This is a genomic window from Segeticoccus sp. (genome assembly GCF_035708005.1).
In genome coordinates this window covers 1-11009 of the sequence record NZ_DASSTI010000005.1, presented here as the reverse complement: position 1 = coordinate 11009, position 11009 = coordinate 1, and the positions used below count along the sequence as shown (strand labels likewise).

Annotated in this window: 12 protein-coding genes; 8 read left to right on the top strand and 4 right to left on the bottom strand. The window is 70.3% G+C overall.

Annotated elements, in window-relative coordinates:
• Positions 1-26: 26 nt before the first annotated feature.
• The 3 genes from VFL99_RS00420 to VFL99_RS00410 all read left to right on the top strand — a co-directional run bounded on the left by VFL99_RS00420 (position 27) and on the right by VFL99_RS00410 (position 2075).
• The gene (locus VFL99_RS00420) at positions 27-536 is read left to right on the top strand and encodes a mycothiol transferase (RefSeq protein WP_325104341.1); all 510 of its coding nucleotides are present in this window, start codon (positions 27-29) and stop codon (positions 534-536) included.
• Positions 537-790: 254 nt separating this feature from the next.
• Positions 791-1570, top strand: a complete 780-nt coding sequence (locus tag VFL99_RS00415) for a DUF6544 family protein (RefSeq protein ID WP_325104340.1) — start codon at positions 791-793, stop codon at positions 1568-1570.
• Positions 1571-1601: 31 nt separating this feature from the next.
• Entirely contained in the window at positions 1602-2075 is a 474-nt protein-coding gene (locus VFL99_RS00410; RefSeq protein WP_325104339.1) for a hypothetical protein, read from the top strand.
• Positions 2076-2121: 46 nt separating this feature from the next.
• On the opposite strand, the gene VFL99_RS00405 is transcribed toward VFL99_RS00410, so the two are convergent.
• The 3 genes from VFL99_RS00405 to VFL99_RS00395 are packed head-to-tail and all read right to left on the bottom strand — an operon-like array spanning position 2122 to position 5230.
• Positions 2122-3702: a tripartite tricarboxylate transporter permease gene (locus VFL99_RS00405; RefSeq protein WP_325104338.1), complete on the bottom strand. Its 1581-nt coding sequence runs from the start codon at positions 3700-3702 to the stop codon at positions 2122-2124.
• Positions 3702-4211 carry a tripartite tricarboxylate transporter TctB family protein gene (locus tag VFL99_RS00400; RefSeq protein ID WP_325104337.1) on the bottom strand — a complete coding sequence of 170 codons (510 nt, stop codon included), beginning with the start codon at positions 4209-4211 and terminating at the stop codon, positions 3702-3704. Before VFL99_RS00400 ends, VFL99_RS00405 begins: the two co-directional genes overlap by 1 nt.
• Positions 4211-5230 (bottom strand): Bug family tripartite tricarboxylate transporter substrate binding protein, encoded by a 1020-nt coding sequence (locus tag VFL99_RS00395; RefSeq protein ID WP_325104336.1) that lies wholly within the window; start codon positions 5228-5230, stop codon positions 4211-4213. Before VFL99_RS00395 ends, VFL99_RS00400 begins: the two co-directional genes overlap by 1 nt.
• A gap of 141 nt (positions 5231-5371) precedes the next feature.
• Between VFL99_RS00395 and VFL99_RS00390 the strand changes: the two genes are divergently transcribed.
• Together VFL99_RS00390 and VFL99_RS00385 are read left to right on the top strand one after the other, a co-directional pair.
• On the top strand, positions 5372-6979 hold the full coding sequence (locus tag VFL99_RS00390; protein ID WP_325104335.1) for a sensor histidine kinase: 1608 nt from the start codon (positions 5372-5374) through the stop codon (positions 6977-6979).
• Positions 6976-7728: a response regulator gene (locus tag VFL99_RS00385; protein WP_325104334.1), complete on the top strand. Its 753-nt coding sequence runs from the start codon at positions 6976-6978 to the stop codon at positions 7726-7728. Before VFL99_RS00390 ends, VFL99_RS00385 begins: the two co-directional genes overlap by 4 nt.
• Here the strand turns inward: VFL99_RS00385 and VFL99_RS00380 are convergent.
• Positions 7682-8230: a YceI family protein gene (locus VFL99_RS00380; RefSeq protein WP_325104333.1), complete on the bottom strand. Its 549-nt coding sequence runs from the start codon at positions 8228-8230 to the stop codon at positions 7682-7684. The two genes, VFL99_RS00385 and VFL99_RS00380, sit on opposite strands and share 47 nt — an antisense overlap.
• Positions 8231-8400: 170 nt before the next feature.
• Here VFL99_RS00380 and VFL99_RS00375 point away from each other — a divergent pair, with 170 nt between their 5' ends.
• From VFL99_RS00375 to VFL99_RS00365, 3 genes are all read left to right on the top strand, one after another.
• On the top strand, positions 8401-8832 hold the full coding sequence (locus VFL99_RS00375; protein WP_325104332.1) for a hypothetical protein: 432 nt from the start codon (positions 8401-8403) through the stop codon (positions 8830-8832).
• Positions 8833-9134: 302 nt separating this feature from the next.
• Positions 9135-9431 carry a DF family (seleno)protein gene (locus VFL99_RS00370; protein WP_325104331.1) on the top strand — a complete coding sequence of 99 codons (297 nt, stop codon included), beginning with the start codon at positions 9135-9137 and terminating at the stop codon, positions 9429-9431.
• 713 nt (positions 9432-10144) lie between these two features.
• Entirely contained in the window at positions 10145-10663 is a 519-nt protein-coding gene (locus VFL99_RS00365) for an Ltp family lipoprotein (RefSeq protein ID WP_325104330.1), read from the top strand.
• Positions 10664-11009 lie beyond the last annotated feature (346 nt).

The following is an 11009-nucleotide window of genomic DNA, read 5'->3' as shown; positions in this document are numbered from 1 at the left end:
GTCCGACAACAGATGAGGAGCACGGCATGCCGGCGGTGAACGAGGTGCTGGTCGACGGGTTCAACCGCGTGCAGGAGAGCGTGCGCGCGGCGGTCGAGGGGCTGACGACCGAACAGCTGGCGCAGCGGGTCGCACCGGAGGCCAACACCATCGCCTGGCTCGTCTGGCACCTGGCCCGGGTCGAGGACGACCACGTCTCCGACCTGGCCGGGACCGACCAGATCTGGACCAGCGACGGTTGGGCGTCCCGGTTCGGGTTGCCTTTCGAGGAGTCGGTGACCGGCTACGGGCAGAGCTCGCAGGAGGTGGCCCGCGTGGAGGTGTCCGCAGCCCTGCTCAGCGGCTACTACGACGCCGTGCACGAGCGGACCGTCGGCTACCTGGACGGACTCGATGAGGTGCGCCTCGGTGACGTCATCGACGACGCCTGGGACCCGCCGGTGACGCGTGCGGTGCGACTGGTCAGCGTGCTCAATGACACCACCCAGCACGTGGGGCAGGCGGCGTTCGTGCGGGGGCTGCTGGACGGGCCCTGACACCTCCCGGCGGGGACGTTCGTCCCTGTTCGCGGCAGCGGGCGCGGGCCAGGCTGGAGCTGTCGGGAAGCGGCCCGGCAGGCAGTGTGGGAGGTCGCCATGCACCCGAGAGCCACAGCATTGCGGGGGTCCTCGCCCCAGCTGCGCCATGACGACATCCGCCCAGCCGCCGGCTCGTCGGCGGGCGCCGTGCTCCTCGGCGTGGCGCTGACGCTGCACCGGCCTGCCGCTGGAACGGATCAGGGGCGTGGACGATGAGCCTCGATCTGTGGGGACTCGGCAGCACCGGCACCGAGGAGCCGTTGCGGGCAGCCTGGTCCCAGCTGTGCCCGCCGCGCGGCCGACCGCAGGCGTTCCGTCCGGAGATCGCCTCGGCGCTGCCGGAGCCCGCACGCCGGTGGATCCGGCACGCGATCGTGGCCGGCACGCCGATGTGGCGCTCGGTGGAGCTGCACATGGAGGGAGAGATCCGCGTTCGGGGGTGGCGGCGGTTCGTCGGCAGGGAGGTGCTGGCGCCGCCGTGCGGCTACTTCTGGACCGCCAGGACGCGGATGTTCGGCGTGCCGGTGTCCGGGTTCGACCGGTTCAGCGCGACCAGCGGCGAGATGCGCTGGCACGCTCTGGGCACGGTGCCGGTCCTGCACGCGGGCGGGAGCGACGTGTCGCGTAGCGCTGCCGGCCGGCTGGCGGCGGAGGCGGTGTGGCTCCCGACCAGCTTCGGCTCCGCCCGCTGGCTCGCCGGTGACGACGCGGACACGGCGGTCGCCCGGTGGCACATCAGCCCCGGGCGGCAACGGGTCGAGCTGCGCGTGGCGCCCGACGGTGTCCTACGCGGGGTGCGGATGATGCGCTGGGGCAATCCCGACGGCGTGCCGTTCGGCTGGTACCCGTTCGGCGTCACCGTCGAGGAGGAGCGGCGCTTCGGCGGCGTGACCATCCCGTCGATGGTCCGCGCGTCCTGGTTCGTCGGCACCGACCGCGCCGAGACGGGGGAGTTCTTCCGCGCTCGGGTCACCCGCGCGCTGTTCCACTGATGCCCACGGGCCTGACAGCGAGGAGGTTCAGATGCCCACCCAGTCCCGGCAGGTTCGCTTCCGACGACCGTCGGCCGATCGCGCGGCACACGATCGGGGCGGCACGTCACGACGAGTGAACGCCCTCGGGCGCACCACGGCCGTCCTCGCCGGTGCCATGGCGCTCGCCGGGGCGGCTGGAGGTGTCGGCCTCGTCGGCGGCGGGATCGACTTCGGCGACTTCACCACCCAGATCATGGACCGGATCCCTTGGCACAGTGGCGTGTTGGCCGGTTCGGCGCTGCTGGTGACGGTCACCGTGCCGATGTCGGCCGTCGTGGCGGCCGCCCTGCGGCGCAGCCGGCGGCAGGGAATCCTCGCCGTGGCAGCGGGGCTGGCGCTCGTGGCGTGGATCCTGGTCGAGCTCGCGTTCATCCGGACCTACTCGTGGATGCAGCCGTTCTGCACGGTCTACGGCGCCGTCCTCGCCGCACTTGGGTGGTGCCAGCACCGGGCCGAGCGGTGACCTCCCGCAAGGCTCCCCTCGGACCTCAAGGCTCCTGACCGCCGGGTCAGCGCACGCCGGAGGTGGTCTTCGCCGGCTCCTCGGTCGTGCCCTCTTCGTCGGACGAGGGGTATGCCGTGCTCGGGCTCCCTGCCCGCCGCGCGACCCAGCGCCGCACCAGCGGCTGGATCGCGAACGGCCACACGAGGATCAGCACGATCACCGCGTAGATCGTCGTCGTGAGGGCGCCGCCGACCAGACCGGAGTAGTCGCCGCCCGACAGCTGCAGGGCCTGGCGCCCTTCCTTCTCCAGGCGCGGGCCGAGGATGACACCCACGATCAGGGGCAGCACCGGTAGCGCGAACCGGCGCATGAGGAACCCGAGCAGCCCCAGCCCGAGCAGCAGGATGAGGTTGAACGAGGTGCCCGTGGCGGAATACGCGCCCAGTGCAGCGAAGAAGAGGATCCCGGCATACAGGTAGGGACGGGGGATGCGCAGCAGCTTGGCCCACGTGGGGGCGAGCGGCAGGTTCAGGACCAGCAGGAGGGCGTTGCCGATGAACAGCGACGCGATCAGCGCCCACACCATCGGTCCCTGGTCGTGGAAGAGCAGCGGTCCCGGCTGGATCCCGTAGGTCGTCAGCGCGGCCAACATGACGGCCGCGGTCGCGTTCGTGGGCAGGCCGAGGCTGAGCATGGGCACGAGGGTCCCGGCCGCAGAGGCGTTGTTCGAGGCCTCCGGACCCGCGACGCCCTCGATGGCGCCGCGACCGAACTCCTCCGGGTGCTTGGTGAGCTTCTTCTCGGTGATGTACGACAGCAGGGTGGGGATCTCGGCCCCGCCGGCGGGAAGCGCCCCGAACGGGAAACCCAGTGCCGTGCCGCGCAGCCACGGCTTCCACGACCGCTTCCAGTCCGACTTGCCCATCCACGGCTGGCCGACGGGGATGACCTCGCCGGACTTGCGGCGCAGGTGCGCCGCGACCCACAGTGCCTCGCCGACGGCGAAGATGCCCACGGCGACGACGACGATGTCGATCCCGTCGGCGATTCCGGACGAGCCGAACGTCAGGCGGCTCTGACCGGTGATCGGGTCCATCCCGACCAGACCGATGGTCAGGCCGACGAACAGCGCGGCGAACCCGCGGATCCGGGAGCTGCCGAGGACGGCGGTGACCGCGATGAAGGCGAGCACCATCACGGCGAAGTACTCGCGCGGCCCGAGCGAGACGGCGAAGTTCGCCATCGTCGGCGCGAGGAAGGCCAGACCCAGCGTGCCGATGGTGCCGGCCACGAAGGAGCCGATGGCCGAGGTCGCCAGCGCCTGCGCGGCGCGCCCCGCCTTGGCCATCTTGTTGCCCTCGATCGCGGTCACCACCGAGGACGACTCGCCAGGCGTGTTGAGCAGGATCGAGGTGGTGGAGCCGCCGTACATGCCGCCGTAGAAGATGGCCGCGAACATGATGAGGGCGCTGGTCGGCTCCATGTTGAAGGTGACGGGCAGCAGCAGCGCGACCGTCATGGCGGGGCCGATCCCGGGCAGCACCCCCACCGCGGTGCCGACGGTGACGCCGACCAACGCGAGCAGGAGGTTGCCGGGCGTGAGGACGGCCCCGAAGCCGTCGATGAGGTGGGTGATGTTGTCCATCAGAGGATGCCTTTGAGGATTCCGGCGGGCAGGTTGACGCCGAGCCCGACGACGAACGCGTAGAACGTGATCAGGCCCATGGCCGCCGCGACGAACAGGTTGCGGACGTAGTGCCGCGAGCCGAGGGCGAACGCGGCGCCGTAGAAGAGCAACCCGCCGGCGATGACCCAACCGGCCCAGTCGATCAGCGCGATGTGCACCAGGAAGGTGGCGAGGAGCAGCAGGATGGTCCGGACGTCCATGGGAGCGGTCAGGTCGACGTCCTCGCCCTCCTCACCGACGGCATGGTCGCCGCGGTGGATCGCCACGGCGAGCGCTGCCGACAGGACCAGCAGCGCAGCGCCGACGACGAACGGGACGATCCGCGGGCCCGCCGGGTCGTTGCTGTTGGCGGGGGCGTGGACCATCGAGGTGTTGACGAGGACGACCACGCCCAGCAGGGCCAGGAAGGCGCAGACGAGGTACTCCGCGCGTCCCCGGCCCTGCTCGGTTGCAGCAGGAGCCGACATCAGCCAGCCAGCCCCAGCTCGGTCAGGGTGTCCTCGACCCGGGTGGACTGCTGGTTCATGAAGGTGTCGAACTTCTGGCCGGTCAGGAAGGCGTCGGTCCAGCCGTTGGTCTTGAGCTCCTTCTTCCAGCCGGCGGAGTCGTGCATCTTCGTGATGGCGTCGACCCACATCTGCTTGTCGGCGTCGTCGATCCCGGGCGGGGCGACGAGGCCGCGCCAGTTGGTGAAGGTCAGGTTGACTCCCTGCTCCTTGAAGGTCGGCGCGTCGACCACGGGGACCCGCTCGGCCGAGCTCACGCCCAGCACGCGCACGTCACCATTCTTGATCTCGCTGAGGAACTCGCCGTAGCCGCTGACGGCGAAGCCGAGCTTGTTGCCGAGGATCGCTGGGAGCAGGTCGCCGCCACCGTCATAGGTGACGTAGTTGACCTTGGTCGGATCGATGCCGACCGTCTTGGCGAGCTCCATCGGCAGCAGGTGGTCGGGGCCGCCCGGGGAGGAGCCACCGCCCACCGTCACCTTGGACGGGTTGGCCTTCCAGGCCTTGATCAGCTGCGGCAGCGTCTTGTAGGGGCTGTCCTTGGACACGACGACCGCGCCGGCCTCCTCGATCAGGCGCGCGATGGGCGTGGTGTCGTTGAGGGTGGCCTTCGACTTGTTGGTGAACTGGGACCCGACCACGCCGAGGCCCATGAGCATGGTCTGCTTGCCGTCACCCTTGTTGTTGACCAGCTTGGCCAGACCGACGGTGCCGCCGGCACCCGCGACGTTGTAGACCTCGACGTTGCGGGAGATGCCCTCCTGGTCGAGGACCTTCGCGGAGATGCGGGCGGTGGTGTCGTAGCCGCCGCCGGGGGTGTTGGGGACCATGATCCGCAGGTCGGTGGGGTCGGAGGCGGCAGCGGCGGTGCCGGTGCCGCCGCCACTGGACTTCGCGTCGGCGGTGGTGCCGCAGGCCGCGACGCTGCCCAGGCTGAGCGCCGCCAGCGCGGCGACGGAGAGCTTCATCAACTGCTTCACGAGGACTCCTGGCTCGAAATGAGGGTGTTGCCGTACGCCCGGTAGGTGAGCAAGCCCACATCGACCGGCGTCGGGCTGCCATCATGCGGTCGTGCGCACGGCGCACCAATCCTTCTGTCCGTAGTGGAAGTTGTGGTCATTGTGTTCACACGGCTGCGGCGGCTCAGCCTGGCGGGCCAGCTGCTGGTCGCCCTGCTCGCGGTGGTGCTCGTCGTCCTGAGCGGCGTCGGGTTGGTCGCCTACGCCCAGTCCGAGGCGCAATTCTCCCGGATCGAGCGGTCCCGCATGCTCACCGTCGCCGAGGACACCGCCACCAACGGCGCCCTGCGGGCCGGGCTGTCGGACGGCATTCGCGACTCGGTGCTGTCGGCCGTCGCCGCGCACACCCAGAACACCTCGAACCTCGACCTCGCCCTCGTGGCGCTGCCGGACGGGGAGGTGCTCGCGGGTACCGACCCGACGCTGCGCCACCGGCGGCTGCCGATCCCCGACGTCGTGGCCGACCCGCAGCGCAGCTGGCGCGGCGAGGTGCGGATCGACGGGCAGGGGTTCCAGCTCGCCAGCGCACCGGTGATGGACCTGGACGGCGAGGTCCTCGGCGTGGTGGTGACCGGGGTGCGCCAGCTGTCGGCAGCGGACCGGATGCGGGGAGCGATGGCCTACCTCCCGGCATACCTCGGGCTGGCGGCACTCACCGCGATGCTGGGCGCGTGGCTGGTCTCGCGGTGGATCAAGCGGCAGACGCTGGGCATGGAGCCGGGCGCGATCGCGGGACTCGCCGAGCACCGCAAGGCGATCCTGCAGGGCATCGCCGACGGCGTCGTCGCACTCGACACCAGCGGCCGGGTGACCCTGGTGAACGATCCGGCCAAGCGACTGCTCGACCTGCCGGAGCGGTGCCGGGGTCGCTCGCTCGAGGAGCTCGGGCTCGGCGGCCGGGTGCGGGAGGTGCTGCGCGGGGACCGCGGCGACGGCGCGCAGGTGGTCGTCTGGGCCGGGCACACGGTGGTGATGCGACGGTTGCCGTTGCTGTCCGGACAGACGACGATCGGCTCGGTGACGACCGTGCGCGACCGGACCGAGGCGCTGGAGATGCGACGCGAGCTCAGCGGCTACCGGTCGACGGCCAACGCGCTGCGAGCGCAGACGCACGAGTTCACCAACCAGCTGCACACGATCTCGGGGCTGCTCCAGATCGGGGAGTATGACGAGGTGGTGCGGTTCGTGGGTGCCGTCCAGGGGCATCACGAGAGCCTGGACCTGCAGCTGCGCTCGGCGGTCCGGGACTCGGCGCTCGCCTCCCTGCTGATGGCCAAGACGGCAGTGGCCGCCGAGCGCAAGGTGCGGTTGGTCATCTCGGCGGCGACGCACGTCGGTCGTCTCGACCCTGCCGCGAGCCTCGACGTCGGGACGGTGCTCGGCAACCTTGTCGACAACGCCATCGAGGCGAGCAGCGGGCGGCCGGAGGCGACGGTGGAGGTGGAGCTCACGCACACCGACGACAGCCTGCAGCTGACCGTGACCGACACCGGACCGGGACTGGCCGACCACCAGGCCGAGGAGCTGTTCAGCTACGGCTACACCAGCAAGGAGGACCCGTCCGCGCGGCACGGCGTCGGCCTGGCGCTGTCCCGGTCGATCTGCGTCGACCGGGGCGGCAGCATCGAGGTCGTGGACACCGGACACGGCGCCCGGTTCACCGCCGTCCTGGCAGTGCAGACCGCCGCGGACCGGGAGTCGGTGTCGTGAGCATCCGGACCCTGGTGGTCGACGACGACTTCCTCGTGGTGCGGGTGCACCGCCGCATGGTCGAGCGCGTGCCCGGCTTCGAGGTCGTCGGGGTCGCCGCGACGGGGGAGGAGGCGGTCGCGGTGGCGGCGGACACCCAGCCCGACCTCGTCCTGCTCGACATGCACCTGCCCGACGTCTTCGGGCACGACGTGATCGTCCGGATGCGCGAACGCGGCGTGACCGCAGACGTCCTCGCGATCAGCGCCGCCCGCGAGAGCGACACGGTCCACGGCGCGGCGCGGCTCGGGGTCGTCGGTTACCTGCTCAAGCCGTTCACCTTCGAGGACCTCCACGAGCGACTGCAGCGGTATGCCGAGGACCGCGTCGCGCGGGCCGAGCAGGGGACGCACTACGTGAGCCAGGGCGAGGTGGACGCGGTGTTCCGGCCGTCGTCCGGCCCGGCGGTCTCGGCGACCACGGTTGACCTGCCGAAGGGGCTCAGCGAGCAGACATTGGGGCTGGTCCGTTCGGCGCTGGCCGACCGGTCGGGCGACGAGGACCCCAGCCTGTCCGCCACGGAGTGCGCCGAGGCCGTGGGGATCTCCCGGGTGTCGGCCCGGCGCTACCTCGAGTACCTCTGCGAGGTCGGCGCGGCCGTGATGCGGCTGAAGTATGGGGGCGCGGGCCGCCCGGAGCGGCGCTACGCGCTGGCGAGCGACGTCAGCGCGGCAGGCTCAGGTCGAAGGCGACCTCCACGTCGTCTTTGAGCTTGAGCGCCCCGAAGAATCCGGTGTAGGGCTTGATGCCCCACTGACTCTGCTGCACCGTGGCCTTCCCGGTGAGCCGATCGTCGACCAGCGTCGCGTGCAGGGTGGCCGGATGGGTCTGCTCGCCGATCGTCAGCTCCCCCTGCACCGTCAGCGCGGCGCTGTCGCCCTCCACCGCCGTGGAGCGGAACTCGATGGTCGGGTGGCGGTCGGCCCGCAGGATCTTGTCCGAGATGTTCTTCTTGATGTCCCGACGGTCTCCGTCGGTGAGCGGCTTCAGTCCGCCGGTCCCCTCGCGCACCTCCAGCGAGTCGACCCAGGCCGTGACCTCGACCGAGCCGGCGGCGGGCTCGACCGACTCGAGGTGAGCCGTGCCCTCCCACCTCGTCACCTCCAGGGTGAGGTCGTGGCCGGCGCGGGACCCCAACCCGGTCCGTCCCGTCCGGACCAGCAGGCGACCCGCGTCAGGACCCAGCGAGAAGGCTCCGGACATGGCATTCATCAGCGTCCTCCTTCGAGCTTCCCCCGTGCACCGGGCACCGGGAGCGGGTCCGCGACGGGGACAGTTCCTTCCTACCGCTGCTCGCTGGGTGTGGCGGATCGCATCGGAGGATTTGTTGCCGATGCCCGGAACGGGTTCCGACCGAGGGTCACGGGGAGCACGCTGGAGCGATGAGCATGAAGCGGCCTCGCTCGATCGCCTTCACCTCCAGCGTCGTGCTACTGGTCCTCGCCCTCGGGGGCTACCTGGGCGGGTGGGGATGGACGGGGTTCCGGGGCAACACGCTGTGGGACTGGTTGCACCTGCTCGTCCTGCCGGTCACGCTCGCGTTCCTGCCACTGTGGCTGCGGACCCACGAGCGGGACCACACGCGCTGGGCGATCGGCGCGGCCTGCGTCCTGGTCGCCCTCGCCGTGGTCGCGGTCGGCGGCTACGGCTTCGGCTGGGTGTGGACCGGCTTCCGGGGCAACACGCTGTGGGACTGGCTCGAGCTGCTCATCGTCCCGTTCGTGCTGCCCGCAGTCCTGGCCTACCTCACCGTGGAGGCCAGCGAGCCGTCCGCGGCGGAGGATCCGGTGGCGTCCCGGCCGACGCTGACCTGAGGCTGCTCACGGCTTCGTGGTGGTCGCCGCGGCCGTGTGGCGGCCGAGCAGGCAGCTCTGCCACCTGCGGGTTTGGTGGGCCCCGTGGGACTCGAACCCACAACCTACGGAGTGCTCAGAAGGCATGCGTACATCCAATCGCTGGCGGCCCGCCGAGCACGAATGGGCCGGCTTCGCCGTGGGTCCGTCGTGGTCCTGGAGAGCCACATGAGTGCCCACATGAGTGCCCAGGCACGAGTACTTGCGCTGATCGTGGTGCTGCTGGAGCGCGTGGTGTCGGGGGCCGGGCGCATTATGGCGTCATGGCCGTGCAGCTGCTGTACTTCGACGGGTGCCCGCACTGGACCCTCGCGGAGGAGCGGCTTCGTTCCGCGTTGGCGAGGGTCGGTCGGGCCGACGAGATCGAGCATGTGCTTGTGGCGACGCCCGAGGATGCCGAGCGCTTGGGCTTCGTCGGTTCGCCCACCATCCTGGTTGACGGGTGTGACCCGTTTGCGACGGGTGCGGACCAGCCGGCGCTGGCCTGTCGTGTCTTCTCGACCGCGAGCGGCTCGCAAGGCTCGCCGACGGTCGAGCAGCTTGTGGAGGCGCTGTCGTGAAGCGGGTACTTGGGCTGGCCGCGGGTGTGTACCTGGCTGCGGCCTTGGCGGGGCACATCAGGGAGCGGCTGGGACTGATCGGGTGCGGCTGCGCGGAGGACTGCTGGTGCAAGCGCCCCGGCCTGAGCCTGTTCCGGTGGGTCTTTCCGTACGGGCACAAGAGCAAGTGGGCCGAGGGTCTGAAACCCATGCCGGTCTCCTAACGTGCGTCCGTCGGGCTGGCTTCCCTATGGTGGGCACATCGAGCCATCGACCCGATAGCGGAGCAGGGGAGCCTGACGGAGTGGCCGGGTCAAGGGTGGCCGGAGGCCATCACGAAGTGACGCGAAGCGCCCTTGACGCGGCCCGGAGGCAGGCGGAGGGTGGAGCCCAGGGTCGGCGGCTCAAGGGTGAGTATGCAAGACACGCCGGCACTGGCCGTAAAGAGGCGGTTCGGTGCGGGTCGGCTCACGCGTGGACAGGGGGTAATGCCGGTGCCGCGCGGCGCCGTGAGCACCAGGTGGACGATGAACCGGCAGAACATGCTCCTGGGAGGTTGAGCCCTGACCGGGCCTACCGAGCACATCTGCATGCTCAGGGGCTGGCGACGGGCGGAGCGGCCACCGAGGTAGCGAGTGGCATCGCCTTGCTACTGGGATTCGGGCATGAAGGGGGGATTCCGAGACGTACGTTGGGAAGTAGCAGTTTTGCAACTGCTGGGAAGAAGTACTGCAATGAAGCGAATCATTCCGATTGCGGCCGCCGGGCTGCTCCTCCCGCTCGGGCTCGCGGCTTGCAGCGGTGGTAACTCGGCTGCGAGCTCCCCGACCACGCCAGTCACGAAGGCCACTACTGCGCCGGCGAAGACCGTGGCCCAGGCACCGGCCACCACGGCCAAGGCGCAGGTCGCGGCGAAGCCGAAGGCCGAGGCACCGAGTTATCCGCCAGCGGTGGAGAACGCGCGGAGGTCTGCGAAGACCTACTTGGACATGGAGGGCTTCTCCAGGCAAGGCCTGATCGAGCAGCTCTCGTCGAAGGCTGGGGACGGCTACCCGAAGGTAGTGGCGGTGAAGGCGGTCGACAGCCTTCACATCGATTACGACAAGCAGGCGGTCAGGTCGGCGAAGACCTACCTGAGCATGGAGGGCTTCTCCAAGCAGGGCCTGATCGACCAGCTTCAGTCCAGGGCCGGCGATGGGTTCACGCACGCGCAAGCCGTCTACGGCGTGAACCATGCCTACGGAACGAAGTAGGTGAGGGTGAGGGACGTTCGGTAACTGCTGCCGGGCGTCCCTTCTGTCGTGCCCGTGCGGGGCAAGGTTCGCCGGCCGCGCCCGGAACGGCCGCCAGGCCGCATGCCCGGCACGCCCGGCGGGCCGCAGGCCCGCCGGGCTCGCGCGCCGAAGGCGCGCCTTGAGGCAGTACAGAAATTCTTCACCAGCGGTTACTCGCTCCCGGTGTCCTGTGCCACCTGATGTGCGACACCGGTACGCCACCTGATGTGCGACACGCGGGCCGGGTTTTCGGTCACTCTGAGCGCGACGTCTCCGCGGGGCGTCGGGGCTGAGGGAGGCCGGGATTGGCACTGGTTGTGTTGTC

Excerpts from the sequence above, each read along its gene's own strand:
- VFL99_RS00420 (WP_325104341.1), top strand. The coding sequence starts at position 27 with ATGCCGGCGGTGAACGAGGTGCTGGTCGACGGGTTCAACCGCGTGCAG.
- VFL99_RS00415 (WP_325104340.1), top strand. The coding sequence starts at position 791 with ATGAGCCTCGATCTGTGGGGACTCGGCAGCACCGGCACCGAGGAGCCG.
- VFL99_RS00410 (WP_325104339.1), top strand. The coding sequence starts at position 1,602 with ATGCCCACCCAGTCCCGGCAGGTTCGCTTCCGACGACCGTCGGCCGAT.
- VFL99_RS00405 (WP_325104338.1), bottom strand. The coding sequence starts at position 3,702 with ATGGACAACATCACCCACCTCATCGACGGCTTCGGGGCCGTCCTCACG.
- VFL99_RS00400 (WP_325104337.1), bottom strand. The coding sequence starts at position 4,211 with ATGTCGGCTCCTGCTGCAACCGAGCAGGGCCGGGGACGCGCGGAGTAC.
- VFL99_RS00380 (WP_325104333.1), bottom strand. The coding sequence starts at position 8,230 with ATGAATGCCATGTCCGGAGCCTTCTCGCTGGGTCCTGACGCGGGTCGC.
- VFL99_RS00375 (WP_325104332.1), top strand. The coding sequence starts at position 8,401 with ATGAGCATGAAGCGGCCTCGCTCGATCGCCTTCACCTCCAGCGTCGTG.
- VFL99_RS00370 (WP_325104331.1), top strand. The coding sequence starts at position 9,135 with ATGGCCGTGCAGCTGCTGTACTTCGACGGGTGCCCGCACTGGACCCTC.
- VFL99_RS00365 (WP_325104330.1), top strand. The coding sequence starts at position 10,145 with ATGAAGCGAATCATTCCGATTGCGGCCGCCGGGCTGCTCCTCCCGCTC.